The organism is uncultured Erythrobacter sp., from assembly GCF_947492365.1.
Taxonomy (GTDB): domain Bacteria; phylum Pseudomonadota; class Alphaproteobacteria; order Sphingomonadales; family Sphingomonadaceae; genus Erythrobacter.
Map to the genome: position 1 here is coordinate 1,403,624 of NZ_CANLMB010000001.1, position 21,783 is coordinate 1,425,406.

23 protein-coding genes are annotated in these 21,783 nt (G+C 61.9%); 11 read left to right on the plus strand and 12 right to left on the minus strand.

What is annotated here, in order from left to right:
• The first annotated feature begins 51 nt into the window (after positions 1-51).
• On the plus strand, positions 52-1,209 hold the full coding sequence (locus Q0887_RS06890) for a hypothetical protein (protein ID WP_299193441.1): 1,158 nt from the start codon (positions 52-54) through the stop codon (positions 1,207-1,209).
• A 73-nt stretch (positions 1,210-1,282) separates the two neighbouring features.
• Positions 1,283-1,684 carry a hypothetical protein gene (locus Q0887_RS06895; protein WP_299193442.1) on the plus strand — a complete coding sequence of 134 codons (402 nt, stop codon included), beginning with the start codon at positions 1,283-1,285 and terminating at the stop codon, positions 1,682-1,684.
• Here the strand turns inward: Q0887_RS06895 and Q0887_RS06900 are convergent.
• The 4 genes from Q0887_RS06900 to Q0887_RS06915 are packed head-to-tail and all read right to left on the minus strand — an operon-like array spanning position 1,681 to position 4,686.
• Positions 1,681-2,046 (minus strand): DUF2794 domain-containing protein, encoded by a 366-nt coding sequence (locus tag Q0887_RS06900; RefSeq protein ID WP_299193443.1) that lies wholly within the window; start codon positions 2,044-2,046, stop codon positions 1,681-1,683. The two genes, Q0887_RS06895 and Q0887_RS06900, sit on opposite strands and share 4 nt — an antisense overlap.
• Positions 2,046-2,774, minus strand: a complete 729-nt coding sequence (gene epsC / locus Q0887_RS06905) for a serine O-acetyltransferase EpsC (RefSeq protein WP_299193445.1) — start codon at positions 2,772-2,774, stop codon at positions 2,046-2,048. The genes Q0887_RS06900 and epsC overlap by 1 nt, the downstream gene beginning before the upstream one ends.
• A 42-nt stretch (positions 2,775-2,816) precedes the next feature.
• Positions 2,817-3,458, minus strand: coding sequence for a DnaA/Hda family protein (locus Q0887_RS06910; protein WP_299193447.1), 642 nt, complete (start codon positions 3,456-3,458; stop codon positions 2,817-2,819).
• A gap of 10 nt (positions 3,459-3,468) precedes the next feature.
• Positions 3,469-4,686 (minus strand): heavy-metal-associated domain-containing protein, encoded by a 1,218-nt coding sequence (locus tag Q0887_RS06915; protein ID WP_299193449.1) that lies wholly within the window; start codon positions 4,684-4,686, stop codon positions 3,469-3,471.
• Positions 4,687-4,843: 157 nt separating this feature from the next.
• Between Q0887_RS06915 and purM the strand changes: the two genes are divergently transcribed.
• The 3 genes from purM to Q0887_RS06930 all read left to right on the plus strand — a co-directional run bounded on the left by purM (position 4,844) and on the right by Q0887_RS06930 (position 8,101).
• Positions 4,844-5,941: a phosphoribosylformylglycinamidine cyclo-ligase gene (gene purM, locus Q0887_RS06920; RefSeq protein WP_299193450.1), complete on the plus strand. Its 1,098-nt coding sequence runs from the start codon at positions 4,844-4,846 to the stop codon at positions 5,939-5,941.
• Complete coding sequence (purN, locus tag Q0887_RS06925; protein WP_299193452.1) at positions 5,934-6,899, plus strand: phosphoribosylglycinamide formyltransferase; 966 nt, start codon at positions 5,934-5,936, stop codon at positions 6,897-6,899. Before purM ends, purN begins: the two co-directional genes overlap by 8 nt.
• Before the next feature lie 65 nt (positions 6,900-6,964).
• Positions 6,965-8,101 carry a sulfotransferase gene (locus Q0887_RS06930; RefSeq protein WP_299193454.1) on the plus strand — a complete coding sequence of 379 codons (1,137 nt, stop codon included), beginning with the start codon at positions 6,965-6,967 and terminating at the stop codon, positions 8,099-8,101.
• On the opposite strand, the gene mddA is transcribed toward Q0887_RS06930, so the two are convergent.
• From mddA to Q0887_RS06965, 7 genes are all read right to left on the minus strand, one after another.
• Positions 8,102-8,839, minus strand: coding sequence for a methanethiol S-methyltransferase (gene mddA, locus Q0887_RS06935; protein WP_299193457.1), 738 nt, complete (start codon positions 8,837-8,839; stop codon positions 8,102-8,104).
• Positions 8,840-8,990: 151 nt separating this feature from the next.
• Complete coding sequence (gene ndk / locus Q0887_RS06940) at positions 8,991-9,413, minus strand: nucleoside-diphosphate kinase (protein WP_299193458.1); 423 nt, start codon at positions 9,411-9,413, stop codon at positions 8,991-8,993.
• A 122-nt stretch (positions 9,414-9,535) separates the two neighbouring features.
• A complete protein-coding gene (locus Q0887_RS06945; protein ID WP_299193460.1) occupies positions 9,536-10,045 on the minus strand; it encodes a hypothetical protein in 510 nt (169 codons plus the stop codon).
• Positions 10,046-10,106: 61 nt separating this feature from the next.
• The gene (locus Q0887_RS06950; RefSeq protein WP_299193462.1) at positions 10,107-10,541 is read right to left on the minus strand and encodes a DNA polymerase III subunit chi; all 435 of its coding nucleotides are present in this window, start codon (positions 10,539-10,541) and stop codon (positions 10,107-10,109) included.
• Positions 10,538-10,963, minus strand: a complete 426-nt coding sequence (locus tag Q0887_RS06955) for a hypothetical protein (protein ID WP_299193463.1) — start codon at positions 10,961-10,963, stop codon at positions 10,538-10,540. Before Q0887_RS06955 ends, Q0887_RS06950 begins: the two co-directional genes overlap by 4 nt.
• Positions 10,953-11,111, minus strand: coding sequence for a DUF2256 domain-containing protein (locus Q0887_RS06960; protein ID WP_299193465.1), 159 nt, complete (start codon positions 11,109-11,111; stop codon positions 10,953-10,955). The genes Q0887_RS06955 and Q0887_RS06960 overlap by 11 nt, the downstream gene beginning before the upstream one ends.
• Before the next feature lie 7 nt (positions 11,112-11,118).
• Positions 11,119-12,576 carry a leucyl aminopeptidase gene (locus tag Q0887_RS06965; RefSeq protein ID WP_299193466.1) on the minus strand — a complete coding sequence of 486 codons (1,458 nt, stop codon included), beginning with the start codon at positions 12,574-12,576 and terminating at the stop codon, positions 11,119-11,121.
• A 198-nt stretch (positions 12,577-12,774) separates the two neighbouring features.
• Between Q0887_RS06965 and lptD the strand changes: the two genes are divergently transcribed.
• The 6 genes from lptD (at position 12,775) to Q0887_RS06995 (ending at position 19,623) form a co-directional block, all read left to right on the plus strand.
• Positions 12,775-15,111, plus strand: coding sequence for an LPS assembly protein LptD (gene lptD, locus Q0887_RS06970; RefSeq protein ID WP_299193468.1), 2,337 nt, complete (start codon positions 12,775-12,777; stop codon positions 15,109-15,111).
• Positions 15,112-15,351: 240 nt separating this feature from the next.
• Positions 15,352-16,716 carry a peptidylprolyl isomerase gene (locus Q0887_RS06975; protein WP_299193470.1) on the plus strand — a complete coding sequence of 455 codons (1,365 nt, stop codon included), beginning with the start codon at positions 15,352-15,354 and terminating at the stop codon, positions 16,714-16,716.
• Positions 16,717-16,723: 7 nt separating this feature from the next.
• Entirely contained in the window at positions 16,724-17,722 is a 999-nt protein-coding gene (pdxA, locus tag Q0887_RS06980; protein WP_299193472.1) for a 4-hydroxythreonine-4-phosphate dehydrogenase PdxA, read from the plus strand.
• Complete coding sequence (gene rsmA, locus Q0887_RS06985) at positions 17,719-18,546, plus strand: 16S rRNA (adenine(1518)-N(6)/adenine(1519)-N(6))-dimethyltransferase RsmA (protein WP_299193474.1); 828 nt, start codon at positions 17,719-17,721, stop codon at positions 18,544-18,546. Before pdxA ends, rsmA begins: the two co-directional genes overlap by 4 nt.
• Positions 18,547-18,591: 45 nt before the next feature.
• Positions 18,592-19,110: a hypothetical protein gene (locus Q0887_RS06990; RefSeq protein WP_299193476.1), complete on the plus strand. Its 519-nt coding sequence runs from the start codon at positions 18,592-18,594 to the stop codon at positions 19,108-19,110.
• 123 nt (positions 19,111-19,233) lie between these two features.
• Positions 19,234-19,623 (plus strand): PilZ domain-containing protein, encoded by a 390-nt coding sequence (locus tag Q0887_RS06995; protein WP_299193478.1) that lies wholly within the window; start codon positions 19,234-19,236, stop codon positions 19,621-19,623.
• On the opposite strand, the gene Q0887_RS07000 is transcribed toward Q0887_RS06995, so the two are convergent.
• The gene (locus tag Q0887_RS07000; protein ID WP_299193480.1) at positions 19,620-21,716 is read right to left on the minus strand and encodes a malate synthase G; all 2,097 of its coding nucleotides are present in this window, start codon (positions 21,714-21,716) and stop codon (positions 19,620-19,622) included. The two genes, Q0887_RS06995 and Q0887_RS07000, sit on opposite strands and share 4 nt — an antisense overlap.
• Between the last annotated feature and the right edge of the window lie 67 nt (positions 21,717-21,783).

A 21,783-nucleotide genomic window follows, 5' to 3' on the forward strand; every position in this document is an offset into this window, starting at 1 on the left:
CACAGTAACACGCCTAGCCTAGCTTCCCGCCCGAAGTGGGAGAGCTGAGCTATGTACAGCGAAGAAGATATCAATTCCGCCGTCGCCGCTGGTGCCATGAGCGCCGAGGCTGCTGCGGGTTTCCGTGACCATATGTCAAAGCGGCGCGAATTGCCGCGCGGGTCGGAGGAAAACTTCCGCCTGATCAACAGCTTCAACGACATCTTTGTGACCATCGGGGTGGTGATCCTGCTGGTTGCGGTGGGCGCGATTGGTCAGGCAATTGCTGGCATCATCGCACCTGTCCCTGATGTCGACTTCTTCGCTCTTGAGGTAGGCGACGCGGCAACGCAGCAGTGGCATGCGGCAAGCGACCTCAATGAATCGCTCTCGATCTCGTTGATGGGTCTGTTTGTCGCCGCGACAGCCTGGCCGCTGGCCGAGTTTTTCACGCGCAGGCGCCATATGGCCCTGCCCTCGATTGTCCTGCTGCTCGCCTTTGTCGGCGGCGTTTTCGCCACCGTTCTGGGCGGCGCGGTCATGTATATCGAGTCGGGCGGTAACGAGCAGGTTGGTGCAGTCTTGGTCTCTGTCTCGGCATTGATCGCTGCTGTGGGAGCCTATTTCCACTGGCGCCGCTTCATGGTGCCGATCACCGTCGCAGCCGGAGCCGCAGCGGTCGCAGGCACTGTCATCGCATTGATCGTCGCCGGGATTGGCCCCGACCTCCTCAACGAGAATATCGTGCTGACGCTGGTCTTCGTCGCCGGGCTTGCAATGTTCGGCTTCGCCATGCGCTGGGACATGTCGGACCGCGAGCGCACCACGCGCCGCTCTGACGTAGCATTCTGGCTGCACCTGCTGGCCGCACCCATGATCGCCCATCCGATCTTTGCCATGCTCGGTGTGACCGAAGGTGACAATCTGGGCATCGGCGCGGCATTCGGCGTAATCGGCGTCTACATCGCGTTTGGCCTGGTGGCGCTGGCGGTTGACCGCCGTGCGCTGCTGGTTTCGGCGCTGGTCTATGTGCTGTTCGCGCTCACCTTCCTGTTCCGTGAATTCGGCGCAGTGGAGCTGAACTTTGCGTTGACCGCGCTGGTGATCGGATCGGCCCTGCTGAGCCTCTCGGCCTTTTGGCAACCGATCCGCAGTGCAATTGTTGGCGCGCTGCCCGGCGATTTGCAGGCGCGCTTACCGGAACCGGGCGTAACGCACGCAAGCGCCTGATCGGAACAATTCATGAAAGACGAAAGCGGCTCGCGCTCAGGTGCGGGCCGCTTTCTTTTTCCGGAGCCCCACTATGCAAACCGACTTTGCCCAAAAGCAGGCCTGGCTACCCATGGCGCTGCGCATCCTCATTCTTATGCTCGCCGGCCTGCTCGTGTTTTATCACCTGACCATGATCTACGAGTTTTGGGCCGGGCAAAGTCTCAGCGCCGACGGCACTTACAACGCGGTGCAGGCTGCTTTGCGTCTGCTAATCGCGGGAAGCCTCACAATTGTGGTTCTTGGAAAACGCGCCGGTCTATGGATGATGTGGATCAGCATTGGCGGACTTGTCGCAACCCAGTACTGGGCGCATTTTGGCGGCGTCCATGCAGACTTCACTGTCGGACGGCACCCATTGTCCTATCTCAAGGGCTTCATTATCCCGTCGATCATCACCGCCGCTTTTCTGATGCGCCTCAGGATAACGTCCTAATCCTCGACGGCTTTCACCAACCGGCGCTCCATGGGCGCAAGGACATTGGCGAGATCGGAGCCGCGTTTTAGCACCTGACCATGCTCTCCAAACAGGGTGTACATGCCCTGCTTGGCGCGCAGCGAGGGGCGTTTCTCGATCCGCATATTGGGCCGCTCGGCGGTGCGGCGGAACGCGGAGAAACTTGCGGCGTTGCGGTCAAAATCCATCGCATAGTCGCGCCACTGACCGGCGGCGACCATGCGGCCATAGAGGTCGAGAATGCGCTGGAGCTCGTCACGGTCAAAGCCGATTTGCGCGGCCGACTTGCCCGGAAAGGCTACGACCTTGCTTGAACCACCGGCACCGAGCCCTGCGCTCATCAGTCAGCGGTTCCGCTTTTCTTCGAAAGGTCGAGCGAGGGCTGCACCGGTTCACCTGCGGGCGCCTTCGCTGCCTTGAGCGCCTCGATCTCCGCCTTCAGCACGGCAAATTCCCCTTCGAGCTTCTCGATGCAGTCGATCTGATTGCCCTCGGCATCCTCGCAAGTGGGTGTGGTGCCGTAGGGGATAAACTCCTTGATCCACTCTTCGGCAGGAACCAGCGTTGATCGCGCCTTGAACCCGACCATGGTCGCGCCTGCGGGCACATCTTCCATGACGACCGCATTTGCGCCCACGCGCGCGCGTTCGCCCACAATGATAGGCCCGATAATCTGCGCACCCGATCCGACGATCACATTGTCCTGCAATGTCGGGTGACGCTTTCCGCCTACCCCGTTGGTGGGGTTGGTGCCGCCCAGTGTGACGCATTGGTAGATCGTCACATTATCGCCGATCTCAGCCGTCTCTCCGATCACGGTAAAGCCATGGTCGATGAAGAAATTCTTCCCGATCTTTGCGCCCGGATGGATATCAATTGCGGTCAGCAAGCGGCTGAAATGGTTGACGAAGCGCGCAAGGAAATAGAGCTTTGCATCGAACAGCCAATGGGCCAGTCGGTGAAAGCCCAGCGCCCAGACACCCGGGTAGAGCATGATCTCCCAGCGTGAGCGCGGCGCGGGATCGCGCGCCTTGATCGAGTCCAGATAGGTCTTCAGCCGGTCAAACATGGCCAGATTCTCCCACCAAATTCGCGCGATTGCAAATTTCTTTCACAGCAGTTTTTGTTGGTCCGGCCCATGCAGAGCTTCCAACGCTGCCCTCCAGACTGACATGGTGGCGGGCGCCTGACGTTCAAGACTAATGCGATCAACCGTCGCAATAAGAGCCTCGATATCGGCAAAGCTGCGGCGTGTTCGCGGGACGAGATAGTCAGCTGCCCCTTCGGCCAGCGTCAGCGCGCGCGCCTCTGCATGCGCTTCGATCAAAGCGGCAGCCATGGCATCATCAGGGTCGCCAATGGCCAGTTGGAGCGAACCGCCGAGCCGCGATTTGAGATCGGGAAGCGTGATCTCCCAAGGCGTGCAATCCGCGATCAACAGCAGCTTCTCGCCCGCGCGCGACCCGCCATCCTGCACTGCGTTCCAGCGGTGGAAGATGTCCGCTTCGTCGAGCTTGTCCGCACCGTCGACAACTTCGATACCCTGTGCCCGGGCCCAGCGCCCCAGCAGCGACTTTCCGGACCGCTCTGGCCCGGTCAGCACGGCGGTTCCGAATGGCCAGCTTTCAGGCGATTGCAGCGCTTCGATGACCTTGGCATTCGCTGCGCCAACCACAATGCGCTGTGCCTCACCCGATCCCGCTGAAACGAGCGGGAGGGCAATTTGCGAGCTGTTGACGGATTTACGGGCCATAGCGAGGCCTTTAGCGGCTGATCGCGAGCGCGTTGGCACCTTCGCGCACGGTAAAGCCGCGCTGGCGCAGCACCGATGCGAGCGCGGAAAGCTCGCCCCCATAGCTCACGCTCATCACCGACGTACCGCCAATCGCTGTGCTGGTAACAGCGAGCCCGCGCACTCCGGCGGTCTGACGCACCGCGGTCAATGTTGCATCGAACGTCGCAGGATCGGGCGTTGCGAACTGGACGACAAAGGCGCGCACAACTGCGGGTGCCTGCGTGGGTTGATCGGTGGGAGCGGCAACAACCGGCGCGGCGCTTGCCGCTGCAGCTGCGTCGGCGGCAGCGCGGTCGCGGGCCTGAATCGCCTGTCCGATATCAATCAATCGCTGGATCGCGGGGTCCACCGCACCCGATCCGCCAAGCCGCAAGGTCGGATCAGGCTGCAATTTGCCTTCGACCAGAGCCTGTTCGTAAATCCCGTCCATCTGTTCGACCGCCCGAGTGAGCATGTCCTGCAATTGCCCCGGTCCGCTTGCTTCGAGCGTGAAGCTGTCGAGCACCTTGCTGTCTGGACCATAGCGCGCGGTGAAAGTGCCGGTGATCGGTCCGCCGGGGAACTGATGTTCGAGCCGTGCGACCGGAACCAGCGCATCGGCGGCGCTGTATTGGTCAAGCGTTGTGCGCCACCATGCGCGGCTGCGGCGACCCGATTGCCCGAAATTGAGCAGCAGCGAATCGCCCCCGGCTCCGCTGGGCCGGACATAGTCGATCCGGCTGGTACCCGGATTGAACTCTGCCCATGCGCGCTGCCACGGATTGCGCACTTCGAATGCTGTGTAGGTGCCCGCGCTGACCGTCACAGGGATCAGCAACATCGGTGCAGAGGAGCGCGCGCGGGTTGCTCCGCCGAGGAAGCGCCCTGCCCGCTGGCGGTCAAAGGTCACGCCCAACGTCGCAATGTAGCGCCGCGGCCCGATCCGCTCGCGCTGGATCACGATTGCCGACACCATGCCCGAAAGCTGCGCGTCGGAGATCGCTGGGCCGCCAACACGGCTCCACGCCTCGCGCTGGGCGCGCCGCCATGCAGTATCGCGGGCTTCGGCTCCGGTCGCGGCGCGCACATCCACTTCGATTCCGCGAACTTCGATGTCTGCGCTGGAGGCGGTGGGTGCGATTCCCCGCTCGCCCGAAACCTGCGCCATGACCAGCGCATAGCCTCCGCCGAGCAGAATCAGCGCCAATGCAGCCGCAAACACCCAGCGGATGGGCGCGATTGCTCTTGCAAACGGGGCTCTCAATGGGCCGAAAAGGGTGGATGAAGCCGTCATCGGGGAAATCTGGCAGGTCTTTGCCCAATGCGAAGTGGAATTCCAAGCCTGAAAGGGTAAAGGCGATGCAATGACAGACAAGAATTCACCCTACACCTACGCCGATGCAGGCGTTTCGATCGATGCGGGCAACGCTTTGGTCAAGGCCATCGCCCCTCTCGCCAAGGCAACCGCGCGTCCCGGCGCGACCAGCGAGCTGGGCGGATTTGGCGGCTTCTTCGATCCGAAAGCGGCTGGCTATGCCGACCCGCTGCTGGTCGCGGCGAATGACGGGGTGGGGACGAAGCTCAAACTCGCCATCGATTTTGACTGCCACGATTCCGTCGGAATCGATCTGGTCGCCATGTGCGTCAACGATCTGATCGTGCAGGGCGCTGAACCGCTGTTCTTCCTCGACTATTTCGCTACCGGAAAGCTCGAAAACGGCGTCGCCGAGCGCGTGGTCGCGGGGATCGCAGAGGGCTGCAAACAGGCTGGATGCGCGCTGATCGGGGGCGAGACCGCCGAGATGCCAGGCATGTATGCGGCGGGCGATTACGACCTTGCGGGCTTTTGCGTCGGCGCGGTCGAGCGCGGGGAGCAGTTGACGGGTGAGCGCGTCGCGGCGGGCGATGTGCTGATCGGGCTTGCGAGCAGCGGGGTGCATTCCAACGGCTATTCGCTGGTGCGCAGGTTGGCGGCGGACAAGGGCTGGAAGCTCGACCGCCCTGCTTTGTTCGATGCGGACCGGCTGCTGATCGACGCTTTGATCGAGCCGACACGTATCTATGTGAAGAGCCTCCTGCCGCTGATCCGCGAAGGGCTGATCCACGGGCTGGCCCACATCACCGGCGGCGGGCTGCTAGAGAATATTCCGCGCATCCTGCCCAAAGGCGCGCATGCACAGGTCAATGCCGATCTGTGGGAGCAGCCGCGACTTATGGCTTTCCTGCAAGCGCAAGGCGCGATTGAACCGGCGGAAATGGCACGCACCTTCAATTGCGGCGTGGGCATGGTTCTCGCTGTGGCCGAAAGCGACGTCGATGCGATCACCGCGCGACTAGAGGAAGCGGGCGAGACGGTCGTGAAAGTCGGCACAATTGCCGAAGGCGAGCGCGGCTGCACCGTGCGCGGCTCGCAAGGCACCTGGAGCGCGACCGCCGATTGGGAGGCCGTGCATCTTGGCTAGAAAGGCCAAAATCGCGGTCTTCATCTCGGGCGGCGGGACCAATATGGCCGCCCTGCTCTATGCCAGCCGCGCGCCCGATGCGCCGTTTGAAATCGTGTTGGTGGCGAGCAACAATCCGCAAGCGGGCGGGCTGGAACTGGCGCGGCTCGAAGGGGTCGAAACCTTCGTCCATTCGCACAAAGGCCATTCGCGTGAGGCGCAAGATATCGCGATGGAAGCTGCCGCAAGCGGAGCTGGCGCGGAATATATCGTGCTGGCGGGCTATATGCGCATCCTGTCGGAGGATTTTGTGCGCCGCTGGGAGGGCCGGATCCTCAACATCCACCCCTCGCTGCTGCCGAAGTATAAAGGCCTCGACACCCATGCCCGCGCGATCGGAGCGGGCGACAGCCATGGCGGCGTGAGCGTCCATGTTGTGACGGCCGAACTCGATGCGGGCGAAGTGCTGGCGCAAACCCGCGTAGCGATTGCCGAGGGGGACACGCCCGATACGCTCGCCGCGCGGGTCTTGCTGGCTGAACACCAGCTCTATCCGCGCGCAGTCGCCGAATATGTGTCGCGCGGGAATGATCCCGACTTCCTCTATGCGAAAGTCCGCGATCTGGCCTTGGCCCTGCCCGAAACCCACGAGAAAGACAGCCACGGCTCCCCCGGCTTCCGCGTCGGGACGGAGAAATCGGGCAAGTTCTTCGCCCATTTCAGCGACCAGCATCACGGCGTCGAGCATATCGCAGTGTTGGTCAAAACCAGCAGCATGGACGAGCTGCTCAACCTCGTCGAAACCCAGCCGGAGGTCTATTTCAAACCCGCCTATTACGGCGCGAGTGGATGGGTCGGCGTGATCCTCAACCGCAGCGGTGTCGATTGGGATCATGTCGCCGAATGGCTTGAGCGCAGCTGGCGTGCATGCGCGCCCTCGCGGCTTACCAAACTGCTCGACGCGGCTGACCAGTTCTAATGCCAGCGCCGCCGCGCGAGCATCCGTTAGCGCGGGGCAAGTGGGCACAGCGGGCGAGCAGCTTTTTGGCGCGGGCATGGGAGAAAGGGTGGCTTCCGCCTCCTGTTCTCGATGCCGAGGCAATTTGGGCGCAGGCCGCAAAGCGCTTCGAAGCCGAGGCCGAGCGCGGTGGACGTTCAGGCGAAGACGTCGCCGATTTCCGCGAGCGGTTCGCCCGGCTTGTGCAAGCTGTGCGCGAGGAAGCGGACCTCAACGCGCTGGGTCAGGCGATGGCTTGGGGGCAGCTGAGCCGCGTGGTCGCAAACCGGCTCAAGCTGGGCGCGCTGTGGAACCGGCAGCCCGAGCTGCTCGAAACCACCCTCGCCCCGCCAATCATCGTCATCGGCCATATGCGCAGCGGGACGACGCGCATTCACAAGCTGCTCGCCGCCGATCCCGCGCATTCGCACACGCGCTATTGCGACGCCTATCACCCGGTGCCGGGATTGGCCGGAATAAGCCTGTTAAAGGGCGCGCTCGAGCTTGCGATGCTGGGCGCGCTCAATCCGTGGATGCAGGCGATCCACCCGATGGCATCGGGCGAGGTCGAGGAGGAGCTGGCCTGGATATCCGCCGGTCTGCACCACTCGATCTACGAAACCCAGTGGCATATCCCGAGCTATTCCGTGTGGAGCGAAGCGCGTGACTCTGCGTGCGTTTACCGCGAATTTGCGCGCATATTGAAGAGCGACGCGGCGCATCGCGGCATTGCTGACAAGCCGCGCGTGATGAAAGTGCCCGCTTTCGCCGAAGACCTCCGCACATTGATCACCCTGTTTCCCGATGCGAGGCTGGTGCTGGCCGAGCGCGATCTGGAGGCCGTGCATCGCAGCGCCGTCTCTCTTTGCGCCAACCAGATGGCGGTGCAGACTGACAGCTGCGACCTGACAAGGATCGAGGCGCTGTGGCGGCACAAGATCGACTTACGCGAGGGGCGCATGGCCGAGGCGCTCGCCAGTTGGAAAGGCCCGATCACTCAGTTGCATTATGACGCCTTGGGTGAGGACTCGGAGCGCGAAATCAGGCGCGCCTATGCCGAACTCAGCCTTGACCTCACCCCGCATGCACTCGCCGCAATGCGCGCGCAAATGGCAAAGGCGCAAGAAGGCCGCCACCGCGCCCACTCCGAACAGCTCGCACTGTTCGAGCGGGATGGCGTCTAGCTAGCGAACCCTGCCAATGCCCGGAATGAAGGCTCCGACACGGCTGCGATACTCGGCATATTGTTCACCGAAGACATCGAGCAGGTCGCGTTCTTCATAGGCAATTCCGATAACTATATAGATCGTGAAACCTGCGGCCATGAAGGCGTGGCTGTAGGTCATATCGGGTGTGGCCCACAGGCCAATGAAGAAGCCGGTATACAGCGGGTGACGCACTAACTTGTAGAATAGCGGCGTTCGCATCTGAGGCGGAGCTGCTGTCTTTCCGGTCAGATTGTGCCAAGCCTGTTGCAGTCCAAACAGCTCGAAATGATTGAGTAGGAATGTGGACAGAAGCAGGATCGCCCAGCCCAGCCAGAACAGCGCCCAGATTGCCATGCGCACGGCTTCATTCTGGATCGACCAGATGGTCCCTTCGATCGGATACCAGAAGTGGAAGAGAGCGCCGAGAACCAGCACCGTTCCAAGCAGGTAGAAGCTGCGCTCAACCGGCGCGGGAACAATCCTGGTCCAGCGTTCCTTGAAGCCGGGCCGCGCCATGACGCTGTGTTGGACGCCGAACAGCGCGATCAGACCGGAATTGACCAGCAGAGCGGTTACCACGGGACCATCGCGGCCATTGTCGACCGTCAAAGGCATGAAATCGAACGCCCCAACCCAGCCGATCAGAAAGAGTAGCGCCGCAACCGCAGCTGCGTAGAATGTAGCTGACACAAGCATCAGAAACAGTTTGCCCATAAGTTCCTCCCCAGAACCGTTCGAGCGACCCGCTAGATACATAGCTGCATGAAGCACGCGAAGCGAATCAGCGAAAGGCAAACCCCGGAATCAAAAAGGCCCCGCTGCGTCTGCGCAGCGGGGCCTTTTCTAAATTCCGCTGAAAAGCGCGTTAGCCGACGATTTCGTCTGCCGAGAAGAAGAAGTCGATTTCGATCTTCGCGTTCTCTTCGCTGTCCGAACCGTGGACGGTGTTTTCGCCGATCGAAAGCGCGTGTTCCTTGCGGATCGTGCCTTCTGCGGCTTCGGCGGGGTTGGTTGCGCCCATGATGTCGCGGTTGCGCTTCACGGCGTCTTCGCCTTCGAGAACCTGCACGACAACCGGCTCGCTCATCATGAAGTCGACGAGTTCACCGAAGAACGGACGCTCGGAATGGACCGCGTAGAAGCCTTCGGCCTGTTCGCGTGTCATGTGGATGCGCTTGGATGCGACAACGCGCAGGTCTGCGCCTTCGAGCATGGCAGTGACAGCGCCGGTCAGGTTGCGCTTGGTGGCATCGGGCTTGATGATCGAAAAGGTGCGGGTAACCGCCATGATTGTATTCCTTGAACAAGAGAGTGCGCGCCCATGAGCGCTCGGGGGAGTTGTTGCGCGCGCCCCTAACGCCGGTGCGGCGCTAATTCAAGCCTTTGCGAAGTCGCAATCGCTGATCTGCGTCACTCGCCTTTGCCCACAGTCAGCTGCACTGTTGCAGGCCCGCCATCTGCATCGGGCACGACGCTGACGGAAAAGCTGCTTCCATCCGGCCCCTCACCGCCAATAATCCGCGCATTTCCAGTGGTGAGTTCCATCTGGATTTTGTGCTCCGTAGCCTCTGCTTCGGCGCGGTAATGCGCGATGATATCTTCAATATCTGCGTCCACCTGCATCACGACCACAGTGCCTGCTTGGTCGACGCCGTCGATATTCATCGCGCTCAGAATCGAAGCACGCGGGAAAATCGTCCAGCCATCGGGAAGATTCGGCGTAACGTCCGGCCCGCTTTGAAAGCTCGCCTCACCATCGGGTCCGGTGATGACCATATTCGTTTCACCTTCGCCATTGCCGAAGGTCATTTCGGTGCCATCGGCGGAGATTGTTGTGCCGTCCGCGTTCTCATCAACATCTGAACCGCAGGCCGACAACGCAAGGAGCGGCAGCACTGCAGCGACGAGTATTTTGTTCATAAATGTGTTCCCCATCTCCCCTGCTCCTCCATCGCCCATTCAAGGCCTGGTCTGCAAGCGCTCAGGCTTTCTTGACCCATTTGCCGTCTTCCTGAGCGAAGTAAGCGCGTTCCATATCCTCACTCGCGTCGAGCCCGCGCCAAGTCGCGCGCGCGGCCTCAAGCGAGGTATCGTCGAATAAGAGGAAGACGCGCGCAAAGCCCGCCGGTTCCCGATATTCGCCATCGGCAAAGATGATGTGGCTGGCGGTGTTCAGAGCCTCGACTGCCTCGGAAAGCAGCACCGGCTGTTCGGCAGCACCAACGGCAGAAGCTTCACCATTGGCGAGAAAGCTCTCCGGCCCTGCCTTCCACAATTCGTCCGAAATCGCCTTGCGCTGGGCCGCATCCTTACTGACCACCAGCAACCGCTCCCCTGCGCCCAACACGCGCTGCGCGATCAGGGCGACCACTTTCTCGACCGGATCGCGGGAGAGTTGCCAGAAATCGACTTTCATGCCTCGTCTTCGCCCTCCTGCCGCAGCCTGCGCCGAGCGAGGAACCAGTAAACGAGGCCGGCAGTCACAACGAATGATACGAGCCCAAAGGGCAAGAGATCCACGTAGTCGGCGCCTAACGAGAGAAAAATGATAATGAGCCCCAGAGGCCAGACAATCAAATCGCCCGAAACGAGGAGATCGAGGCTGGAAACGGGAGCGAAGCACAAGGCGAGCAAGGCTGCTGTTACGGCATCGGCACCCGCGCTTCCGCCAGAGGATGCGCGCCGCGCTATGAAAATGATCGCCGCAACAATCGCGGCAATGACAAGAAAGATGCCTACGAAGAAGTAGATCATCCCGGAAAAGTCGCTGGCCATTGCCGGAGCCGGAGTGGCCAGCAAAAGCATGGTCAGAGCCGCGAAACCTAGCTTACCCTTCATCCGTCTTGCCCTTCATCTTGCGGCACCTGTCCGAACAATAGCGGACATTGTCCCAATCGCGCTCCCATTTCTTGCGCCAGGTAAACGGCAGTCCGCAAGCCGCGCAGATCTTGGACGGCAGGTCCGATTTCTTGCGCATCCGCGCCATGCTGGCTCTATTCGACGTTGTCCGCGACGAAGCGGTCGATCAGGCGCGCGCCGTATCCGGTTGCGCCCTTGTCATGCGTTGCGCCCGGCTTGTCGGAAAAGACCATGCCCGCAATGTCGCAATGCGCCCACGGCGTGCCCTTCTTGATGAAGCGGTGGAGGAATTGCGCAGCGGTGATCGAACCGGCACCGCGCGGACCGACATTCTTGACGTCGGCAATCGGGCTGTCGATCAGCTTGTCATAGGCCGGGCCGATCGGCAGGCGCCACAGCTTGTCTCCGGTCGCAAGGCCTGCGCCCAGAAGCTGCTCGGCCAGCTCGTCATCATTGGCGAACACGCCGCCATGTTCGTGGCCCAGCGCAATGATCATCGCGCCGGTAAGCGTGGCGAAATCGACGATGCGCGCGGGATCATACTGCTCCTGCGCCCAATGCAGCGCGTCGCACAGGACCAGCCGCCCTTCGGCGTCGGTGTTGAGCACTTCGATTGTCTGTCCGCTCATGGAGGTGAGCACGTCGCCGGGACGGATCGCATTGCCGTCGGGCATGTTTTCTACGAGCCCCATCACACCGATGACGTTGGCCTTGGCCTTGCGCGAAACCAGCGAGAGCATACCGCCCGCAACCGCGCCCGCGCCGCCCATGTCCCACTTCATGTCTTCCATGCCGGGTCCGGGCTTCAGAGAAATGCCGCCCGTGTCGAAGGTAACACCCTTGCCAACAAAGACGGTCGGCTTGTCGCCATCCTTGCCGCCATTCCAGCGGATCGCGAGCAGGCGCGAGGCCTTGGCCGAACCCTGCCCCACACCGAGCAGCGCCCCCATGCCGAGCTTAGCCATTTCGTCTTCGCCCAGCACCGTGATCTCTGCGCCGGTGCCTGCAAAGGCTTCCTCGCACATCGCCACGAAGCTTTCGGGATAAAGGACATTGGGCGGAAGGGTGATTAGCTGCTTGGTGAACTCAACGCCCTGCGCAATCGCGGCCTGTTCCTCCCATGCCGCTTCGGTGCCTTCGGGTGCGCCGATCACATGGACTTTTTCGAGCGTGATCTTCTTTTCCGCCGCCAGCTTGGTGCGATATTCGTCATATGCCCATGCCCGCAGCCGCACGCCGGTGAGCACGGCAGCGGCTTCTTCGGCGGACAGTTCGGCGTGGCCGAGGTCGATGACCATCTCTGCCTCGCCCGAACGCAGATATTTCGCCATCAAGGCCCCGCCCGCACGCTCGATATTGAGGCGGCGCGTCTCGGCATCTTTCTCGCCCGCACCAGCCAGCGCGATGCGGTTGACCGAACCGTCAGCCGAAACGAAGCTTTCGAACACCTGCCCGGCGCTGCCTTTGAAGCGTGCTGCCGGAGCACCCTCGCTCAACGCTGCGTCAAGATCGCCAAGCGTATCGCCCTGGTTCACAATCCGCGCGATAAGGCGGACATTGGCTGGATGGGTGTTAGTGAATTGAATGTGCATGCTCGCTCCGATCTGGGGACGGCTGTGATTGGGCCTGAAACGGGGGCGCCCGGGCCAGCGCGATGCACGCTTGATCCCGGCAATTTGTGCGCCCCGTCAATGGCGATTGCGATTAGTCGCGAGCGGTGCAATAGGCAAGCCATGTCGGGAGTTTCCACGGTCCGCGCATTTGCGAATTGCCGCCGAGAATGGCGTTCCATGTCGAGCCCGCTGGCGCTTGGCGCGATGGCGTTTGCGCTCTTGGGTGTTGCTGCGCCCGCTGCCGCTCAGGAGGAACAGCGCGAACTCACGCAGGAAGAGCAGGACGATCTGGTCTTTGAGATGGAGCTAGCGCATGGCGGCGCGCGCGTTCCGCTCTCAAGTTTCGACAGTCCGGTCGCGGTTCAGGTGGTTACCGCAGAGGATGTCGCTGCGGCGCAAGAGAGCGAGTCCCGTGAGCCAATCGCCTTCGAGGCGGATCAGGTCGCTTACGACAATCAAGCCGAGACAATCACCGCGCGCGGCAATGTCATTCTGCGCAATGAACACGCATCTGTGCGCGCAGACGAGGTCGTGTGGGACCGCAACAGCGGCACAATAACTGCGCGTGGCAGCATCCGTTTCGTCGATAGTGTCGGCAACCAGATCTTCACCGAAAGCCTCGAACTCAACGATGAATTCGAAGCGGGCGCGATGGAGGAATTGCTGCTTGCTTTGCGTCAGGGCGGCAGGCTGGCGGCACGGTCTGCGCAGCGCGGTGAGGATGGCACAGTCCTGCTCACCGACGCGGCCTACACCGCCTGCGCCGTCACCGGCGATGATGGCTGCGCGCAGAACCCGAGCTGGCGCATCACCGCCGACCGGGTAACTTACGATCCTGATGAAAGCCGCGTGCGTTTTCGCGGGGCGATGCTCGAATTGTTCGGCGCGCGCATCCTGCCGCTGCCCGGCCTCGCGATCCGCACCGATGGCCGCGCGGAAAGCGGCTTTCTGGTCCCCGACATCCGATTTGACCAAGTGAACGGGCTGGAGATTTCGGGCGAGTATTACTGGCGGGTCGCCGACAATCAGGATCTGACACTCGGCACTTCGATCTACACCGATGCCCCGCCGATGGTTTCGGCTGAGTGGCGGCACCTGACGGAGAAAGGCGCCTACCAGATCACCGGTTATGCGACCTCCAGCAGGCGCGTTTCAAACTTTGGCGCCACTCCTACCACTCAAAGCGACCCGCGCGGCTATCTGTTCGCCAATGGCCGGTTTCTGTTCTCGCCCGAATGGAGCCTCACTGGCTCTGTCCGGCTGGCGAGCGACCGCACATTCCTGCGCCGTTATGATCTCAGCCGCGATGACCGGCTGCGCTCGACCATCAATCTGGAGCGGATCGACGACAATTCCTATCTCAGCCTAGCCGGTTGGGCGACGCAGACGCTGCGCATCAATGCCGCACAAGGGCAAGTGCCACTCGCGGTTCCGGCTTTTGATTATCGCCGTATCCTCGATGATCCGGTGCTGGGCGGCGAAGTGCAATTGCAGGCCAACACGCTCAGTCTGGTGCGCAATGAAGGGCAGGACACTCAGCGCGCCTTTGCAGGTGCGCGTTGGGATTTGCGGCGGCTGACGGGGCTCGGCCAAGTGGTCACGCTCACCGGATTGGTGCGCGGCGATGTCTATAACACGCAAAACACGCTGGCGACTTTGACGCAGGTCTATCGCGGCAATGAAGGCTGGACCACACGCGGTGTTGCGACCGCAGCGGTCGATATCGAATGGCCGTTTGTGGGCGAGATGTTCGGCGGGACGCAGGTGCTCAAACCGCGCATCCAGATCGTCGCCAGCCCGCCGACCCGCAACCTTGCCGTTCCGAACGAGGATGCGCGCGCGATTGATCTGGAGGATTCCAATCTCTTCGCGCTCAACCGTTTCCCCGGCTATGACCGCGTCGAAGACGGCGCGCGGGTTACATGGGGCATAGACTGGGAGCTGACCCGTCCGGGCTGGCGCGTGCGCACCAATGTCGGCCAGTCCTACCGCCTCTCCAACGAACGCGAGATTTTCCCTGATGGAACCGGGCTTTCTGACCGGGTTTCGGATTTTGTCGGGCGGACCGAAGTGCGCTATCGCAACTTCCTTGCCGTCACCCACCGGTTCCGCATCGACAAGGACAGCTTGGCCGTCCGCCGCAATGAAATCGACGCGACCATCGGATCGCAGCGCAATTATTTCGAAGTCGGCTATCTGCGCCTCAACCGCGACATTCAGACGGTCGAGGATTTGCAGGACCGCGAGGAGATTCGCGCCGCGGGCCGCTTTACAATTGGGCGCAATTGGTCGGTGTTCGGCTCCGGCGTCTTCAACCTGACCAGCGCCGCCGAAGACCCCGTTTTCGCGCCTGACGGGTTCGAACCGATCCGCACCCGGCTGGGCGTTGCCTATAGCGACGACTGCATCGAATTCGGCGCGACATGGCGCCGCGACTTCATCAGCGCAGGCGACGCGGAACGCGGCAACAGTTTTCAGGTGTTCTTTGCCCTACGCAATCTGGGCTTCCGATAGGCACCCTCCCCACTTTGTATCCGCATATGAATCAGGGTGCGCGTTGGCAGCGCGGGAAAAAGGGGTTAAGGGCCGAAATCGAGCGCACTCAGCCTGTGTTCAGCCAGCGGGCGGCAATCGCTGGATCGAGCTGACGGCCCGAAGTGGGCCCAGAAGTTGGCTGAACAAAGCCGGGCGCGCAAACAGACCCACGATCAGGGGCGACGCCTGACAGGAACTAGAGAAAATCGGGATTAAAAAGTGACGTTGAAGGCATTTTCAAAGACTTGTGCAACTGTAGTCGCAGCCGGGCTTGTCGGCCTCGCCGCTAGCAGTGTCCCGTCCGGCGTTTCGGCTCAGACCGCCGCGGTTCCGACTTCGGACAATCCGTTTGGGCTGCCGCAGGACTTCACCATTTACGGCGCTGACAATCCCAATGAACGCAGCGCGACCGCTGTCGTGAACGGCTTTGTCATCACCGGCACCGATATCGATCAGCGCGTCAACCTCGTCACCAATGCCTCCGAGGCCGAGGTCTCCGAGCAAGAGCTTCAGCGGCTGCGCATGCAGGTGCTGCGCAACCTGATTGACGAAACGCTCAAAATCCAGGCAGCCGACGGTCTGGAGATGACGGTCGAACGCGATGCGATCGAGCAGACCTACCAGCAGCTCGCCGCGCAAAACTTTGGCCAGAACCCGGAACGAATGGACGAGTATCTGCGCTCGATCGGCTCCTCGCCAAATGCGCTAAAACGCCAGATCGAAGGCGAGCTTGCTTGGGAACGCCTGCTCCGCCGCAACATCACGCCCTTCATCAATGTCTCCGCTGAGGAAGTGAACGACGTGCTTGCGCGGCTCGAAGCATCGCGCGGGACCGAAGAATATCGGCTCGGCGAGATTTACATGAACGCTACGCAGGAAAACCGCGAGCAAGTGATCCGCAATATGCAACAGATCATGGATCAGTTGCAGGCGGGCGGTTCTTTCGTGGCCTATGCGCGCCAATATTCCGACGCCTCCACCAGGGTTGTTGGCGGCGATACCGGCTTCCTGCGGCTCGCCGCCCTGCCGCGGCAGATGGCCGAAGCAGCAAGCATAATGCAGCCCGGACAGCTGGTCGGCCCGATCGAGATCCCCGGCGGCTTTACGATCCTTTATCTGATCGAACGCCGTCAGGTTCTGACCGCAGATCCGCGCGACGCCTTGCTCAACCTGAAACAGATCGCGATCAGCTTTGAGCCGGATGTGACCGAGGCCGAAGCCAACGCCAAGATCGAGGAATTCGGCATCTTCCTGCAATCGCTCCGCAGCTGCGCCGATGCTGATACGGCGACCGCGGTTCTGGGAGCGACAGTGGTCGCAAACGACCAGATTCAGGCGCGCCAATTGCCCGAGCAATTGCAGAACATCGTCCTCAACCTGCAAGTCGGGCAGACCACCCCGCCCTTTGGCAGCCCGCAGGACGGCGTGCGCGTGCTGATGCTGTGCGGCCGTGACGATCCAGAAGATGCGGGCTCGCCCACATTCCAGTCGGTGATGAACTCGATCGAGGAAGAGCGCATCAACAAGCGCGCCCAGCGTTACCTGCGCGACCTGCGCAACGACGCCTATATCGAGTACAATTGAGGCCGCTTTGACCAAGCTCCCGCTCGCGATTTCGCTGGGCGATCCGGCGGGGATTGGTCCTGAGATCATCCTCGCAAGCTATGTGCAGCTGAAAGACAGCGCGCGGCCCTTTTTCGTGGTCGGCGGCGAGGATGTGCTGCGCGAAGCGGCGGCGAAATGCTCGATTGACTGCCCCATCGTGGCGATTGGCGAGCCAGCCGAGGCCGAAGTGCGTTTTGGCGAAGGTCTGCCGGTGCTTGCCGGTGCGGATGCGGCCTACACTCCCGGCAGTCCCGATGAAGCAGGCGCAGCGCTGGCGCTCCATTCGCTGGCCGAAGCGGTGCGCGCGGTGATCGAGGGACATGCGGCTGCGGTTGCGACCGCTCCGGTGAGCAAGGGACAACTCGGCAAGGTCGGCTTCGAATTTCCGGGCCAGACCGAATTTCTCGCAGCGGTTTGCGGCCTCGCTCCCGACGACGCCGTGATGATGCTGGCAGGACCTACTTTGCGCACCGTGCCGCTCACCGTCCATGTCGCGCTCGCCGATGTGCCTAAGCTGCTTTCGGCGGAGCTTATCATCCACAAAGCGCAGATCGTCGCGGCCGCGCTCACCCGCGATTTCGGCCTCGAACGCCCGCGCCTCGCGATCTCCGGCCTCAATCCGCATTCGGGCGAGAACGGGCAGTTCGGCAGCGAGGAAGCGCGGGTAATCGAACCGGCGATAGAAAAGCTGCGCGAGCAGGGTTTTGACGTGACCGGCCCCGTGCCGGGCGACGCGCTGTTCACACCCTTGCTGCGCCCGACCTACGACGCCGCGCTCTGTATGTATCACGACCAGGCGCTGATCCCGATTAAGGCGTTGGAATTCGACCAAGGTGTCAACGTAACTCTAGGCCTGCCGATCATCCGCACTTCGCCCGATCACGGCACCGCTTTCAACATTGCGGGAACCGGCAAGGCGCAGCCGCAAGCGATGATGGCAGCGATCCGGATGGCGGCTTCCTGCGCAGAGCAGCGCGGACGGTGACTGATCTCCCCCCGATCCGCGAGACGATTGCGCGGCACGGCCTTTCCGCGTCCAAGGCGCTGGGGCAGAACTTCCTGCTCGACGAGCAATTGCTCTACCGGATAGCGGCGCTACCGGGCGACCTTAAGGGCGCTAAGGTGCTCGAAGTCGGCCCCGGCCCCGGCGGCCTGACCCGCGCTTTGCTGAGAGCAGGCGCGCAGGTGACGGCCATCGAGATGGATGCAAGGTGCCTGCCCGCTCTGGAGGAACTCGGCGAGGCGTTCCCCGGCCAGCTCACCATCATTCATGGCGATGCGATGAAGCTCGACCATGGGGAGATCATGAGCGGCGAGCCGTTCCACGTCCTCTCCAACCTGCCCTATAATGTCGGCACGGCCTTGTTCGTGAAGTGGCTGTCTGGCGAAGAATGGCCACCCCAATGGCGCTCACTCACGCTAATGTTCCAGCGCGAAGTCGCCGAGCGGATTGTCGCGAAAGAAGGCGGATCGGCCTACGGTCGGCTCGCCGTTCTCGCGCAGTGGCGCGCGCAGGCGAAGCTGGCGATGAAGGTCCACCGCAGCGCCTTCACCCCGCCGCCCAAAGTGATGAGCGCAATCGTCCATCTGATGCCCGTTGAGTCTCCTCAAGACGTCTCTGCCCGCACGCTCGAACGCCTTACCGAAGCAGCCTTTGGCCAGCGCCGCAAAATGCTACGTCAGAGCCTCAAAGGCGTGGCTGGAGCGCTCGATGCTCTCGAAGTCGAGGGTATCGATCCGACGCGCCGCGCCGAAACCTTGAGCGTTGCCGAATTTGTCGGGCTGGCACGGTCGCTAGGGCAAACTTAACCAACCGGGCCTATGCTGCGCGGCGAGGTTCACAGGGGACTCGCCATGTTCGGATTATTCAAACCAAAGCTCGCACCCGAAGGCCCGGTCGAATTCAACGCCGAGGTCGAAATCGATAAACCCGCAAGCGAAGTCTATGCGCTTCTCGATTGGGCCGATGAACGCAACGCAAAGCGCGCGACCGGCAACCACGTCACTCAGGTCGAGGGAAAACCCGACCGGTTCGATATGGTCATGCCCTTTATCGACGAGCTTACTTTCGAATTTCTGGTCACCGAAGCCATTCCGCATAGCAAATACGCCTATGGCTGCGTGATCCGGCCCGAATGCGGCAATCTTGCCCACACCCACGAGAGCTTCACATTCGAGCCACTCGGCGAAGATCGCTGCCGGGTGACGCTGCTCTGCGCGACCACCTATGTCGAAGGCATGCTGCTGGCAGACTACACGCACGAAATCGCCACTATGGCCGCCTCGGTGCAAAGCGCGCTGCAAAAGCTCAAACTGCAAGCCGAACTCGGCCCCGAAGTCGCCAAGGCGCTGGAAGAAAACACGGTTCTCTAAGCGCTCTGCTTAAGATCGGCTAAGCACGTTCGCCAAGCCCTCGTCATCCTTTCGAGCGCCATAACTGCGCCAGAAAGTCGCGAAGACCGGTCCTCAAGGCTGGCACATAGGGGAAGTCCGAAGATGAGCAGCCTCGCCATTCGCCAACAGGCAGTCCAGTCAGAGCGGCGCAGGTCGTCGCGCTTGGTCGCAGAAATCCCAGTCGGTCTGCGCACAGTTTCAGGCCTGCGCGAATGCAGGATGGCCAATATCTCGGACGAGGGCGCAAAACTCGAACTGGCTGACCCGCCAGCCGAGGGTGTCAGCGGCTGGCTGGTGCTCGACGGGACCGAGATCTATTGCAAGATCATCTGGTCGAACGAAAGCGCTTGCGGGATCGAATTCGAGCGCAGCCTGGGCGACTACACACTCAAACAGATCGTCGGCACCCAAGACCTTCCAACAGGCCCCGCCGCAAATCGCGGCAATATTCAGGCGGGCCGCAAACGCTCCGGACTGGTTTCGCGGGGTTAGCCCGCCTTCTTGCGCAATCGCCATGCGTGGAGCAGTGGCTCGGTGTAACCGGATGGTTGCTCTACGCCTTTGAAGATCAGCTCCTTGGCCGCGCTGAAGGCTGCACCCTCTTCGTTGCCGATCAGCGGTATGTAAGCCGGGTCGCCTGCATTCTGCGCGTCAACCTTGGCGGCCATGCGGGTGAGCGATGCCATCACCTGATTCTCGGTCACGATGCCGTGGAGCAGCCAGTTGGCGATGTGCTGGGAGGAGATGCGCAGGGTGGCGCGGTCCTCCATCAGGCCGACATCGTTGATATCGGGCACCTTGGAGCAGCCGACGCCTGCATCGACCCAGCGCACGACATAGCCGAGCAGGCCTTGTGCGTTGTTATCCAACTCGTCGCGCAGCTCGTCTTCAGACCAGTTTGCCCCTTCGGCAAGCGGGATGGTGAGCAGCGCATCGAGGCCAGCAGGTTCGGGCAGGCCTTGCTGCAACTCGAACACATTCTCGGCGTGGTAGTGCAGTGCGTGGAGCGTCGCGGCGGTGGGTGAAGGCACCCAAGCGGTGTTGGCTCCGGCGCGCAGATGGCCGATCTTTTCGGCCATCATCTGCCCCATCAGATCCGGCGCAGCCCACATGCCCTTGCCGATCTGCGCCTTGCCCGACAGGCCGTGTTTGAGGCCAATCGCGACATTGCGCGCCTCGTAAGCCTTCAGCCAGTCCGAACCCTTCATCGCGCCTTTGCGCATCATCGGCCCGGCTTGCATCGAGGTGTGAATTTCATCGCCCGTCCGGTCGAGGAAGCCGGTGTTGATGAAGACAATCCGGTTGCGAACCGCGTGGATACAGGCGGAAAGGTTGGCGCTGGTGCGGCGTTCCTCGTCCATTACGCCCACCTTGATCGTGTGGCGCTTCAGGCCGAGCAAATCCTCGACCGCGTTGAACAGATCGTCGGTGAAGGCGCATTCCTCCGGCCCGTGCATCTTGGGCTTCACGATGTAGATTGAGCCATGTTTGGAATTCCCGAACTTCGCCTGGCCCTCAACATCGAAGGTGCTGATCGCGCTGGTGAACACCGCGTCCATGATACCCTCGGGGATTTCCGAGCCATCGGGCAGACGGATCGCCGGATTGGTCATCAAATGGCCGACATTGCGCACGAACATCAGGCTGCGGCCGGGCAGCGAATGCTCCGCTCCGCTACCATCCCTATAGCTCTTGTCGCCAGCAAGTTTGCGGGTCAGCGTGCGTCCGCCCTTGTCAAAGCTCTCCTCCAGATCGCCGCGGATCACGCCGAGCCAGTTGGTGTAGGCGGTGAGTTTGTCCTCCGCATCGACCGCCGCGACCGAATCTTCGCAATCGGCAATCGTGGTGAGCGCGGCCTCGACATTGATGTCTGCAATGCCCGCCTTGTCGCCCGCGCCGACGGGTGTGCTGCGGTCGAACACAACTTCGATATGCAGGCCGTTATTCTGAAACAGCAGGCCCTTTTCGGTGAAGCCAACCCACTGGCTTTCGTCCTGCAACTGGCCGTCATTCTCGTCTTTGAGGTCGGCCCAGCTCTGGTCCACCAGCGGCAGCACTTCGTCGAGGAATTGCCGCCCGCGCGCGATCACTGCCGCGCCGCGTGCCTCGTCATAGCCGCCGGGTTTGGCAGGCGGCGCATCGAGCGCGTCGGTGCCGTAAAACGCGTCGTAAAGGCTCCCCCAGCGCGCATTTGCGGCGTTGAGAAGGAAGCGCGCATTGAGGATCGGCACGACCAGCTGCGGACCTGCCATGGTCGCAATCTCGGCATCGACGTTTTGCGTGCCGATCTGGAAGTCGCCCGGCTCAGGGACGAGATAGCCGATCTCTTCGAGGAAGGCGCGATACTCGCCCGCATCATGCGGCTGGCCGCGCCGCGCGGCGTGCCATGCGTCAATCTGCGCCTGCAGATCCTCGCGTTTCGCCAGCAAAGCAGCATTGCGCGGCGCGAAGTCAGCCAGCAGCGCCGCAAAGCCCTGCCAAAACACGCCAGAGTCGCGACCCAAGGGCGCAAGCACCTGCGCTTCGAGAAAACCCGCCAGCCGCTCGTCAACCGACAGGCCAGCGCGCTCAACCATATTCGTCATTGATAGTCCTCTAAGCTCGAAAAATTGCAATCGGGGCCCGGGGAGGAGGACTCTTGCGCCTATGGCC

What these genes read in the sequence shown, in the direction of transcription:
- purM (WP_299193450.1), top strand. Translation starts at nt 4,844, where the DNA reads ATGACAGACAAGAATTCACCCTACACCTACGCCGATGCAGGCGTTTCG.
- ndk (WP_299193458.1), bottom strand. Translation starts at nt 9,413, where the DNA reads ATGGCGGTTACCCGCACCTTTTCGATCATCAAGCCCGATGCCACCAAG.
- Q0887_RS06945 (WP_299193460.1), bottom strand. Translation starts at nt 10,045, where the DNA reads ATGAACAAAATACTCGTCGCTGCAGTGCTGCCGCTCCTTGCGTTGTCG.
- Q0887_RS06890 (WP_299193441.1), top strand. Translation starts at nt 52, where the DNA reads ATGTACAGCGAAGAAGATATCAATTCCGCCGTCGCCGCTGGTGCCATG.
- Q0887_RS06965 (WP_299193466.1), bottom strand. Translation starts at nt 12,576, where the DNA reads ATGCACATTCAATTCACTAACACCCATCCAGCCAATGTCCGCCTTATC.
- Q0887_RS06895 (WP_299193442.1), top strand. Translation starts at nt 1,283, where the DNA reads ATGCAAACCGACTTTGCCCAAAAGCAGGCCTGGCTACCCATGGCGCTG.
- Q0887_RS06995 (WP_299193478.1), top strand. Translation starts at nt 19,234, where the DNA reads ATGAGCAGCCTCGCCATTCGCCAACAGGCAGTCCAGTCAGAGCGGCGC.
- Q0887_RS06990 (WP_299193476.1), top strand. Translation starts at nt 18,592, where the DNA reads ATGTTCGGATTATTCAAACCAAAGCTCGCACCCGAAGGCCCGGTCGAA.
- Q0887_RS06900 (WP_299193443.1), bottom strand. Translation starts at nt 2,046, where the DNA reads ATGAGCGCAGGGCTCGGTGCCGGTGGTTCAAGCAAGGTCGTAGCCTTT.
- Q0887_RS07000 (WP_299193480.1), bottom strand. Translation starts at nt 21,716, where the DNA reads ATGACGAATATGGTTGAGCGCGCTGGCCTGTCGGTTGACGAGCGGCTG.
- Q0887_RS06955 (WP_299193463.1), bottom strand. Translation starts at nt 10,963, where the DNA reads ATGAAGGGTAAGCTAGGTTTCGCGGCTCTGACCATGCTTTTGCTGGCC.
- Q0887_RS06950 (WP_299193462.1), bottom strand. Translation starts at nt 10,541, where the DNA reads ATGAAAGTCGATTTCTGGCAACTCTCCCGCGATCCGGTCGAGAAAGTG.
- lptD (WP_299193468.1), top strand. Translation starts at nt 12,775, where the DNA reads ATGTCGAGCCCGCTGGCGCTTGGCGCGATGGCGTTTGCGCTCTTGGGT.
- mddA (WP_299193457.1), bottom strand. Translation starts at nt 8,839, where the DNA reads ATGGGCAAACTGTTTCTGATGCTTGTGTCAGCTACATTCTACGCAGCT.
- Q0887_RS06960 (WP_299193465.1), bottom strand. Translation starts at nt 11,111, where the DNA reads ATGGCGCGGATGCGCAAGAAATCGGACCTGCCGTCCAAGATCTGCGCG.
- Q0887_RS06910 (WP_299193447.1), bottom strand. Translation starts at nt 3,458, where the DNA reads ATGGCCCGTAAATCCGTCAACAGCTCGCAAATTGCCCTCCCGCTCGTT.
- epsC (WP_299193445.1), bottom strand. Translation starts at nt 2,774, where the DNA reads ATGTTTGACCGGCTGAAGACCTATCTGGACTCGATCAAGGCGCGCGAT.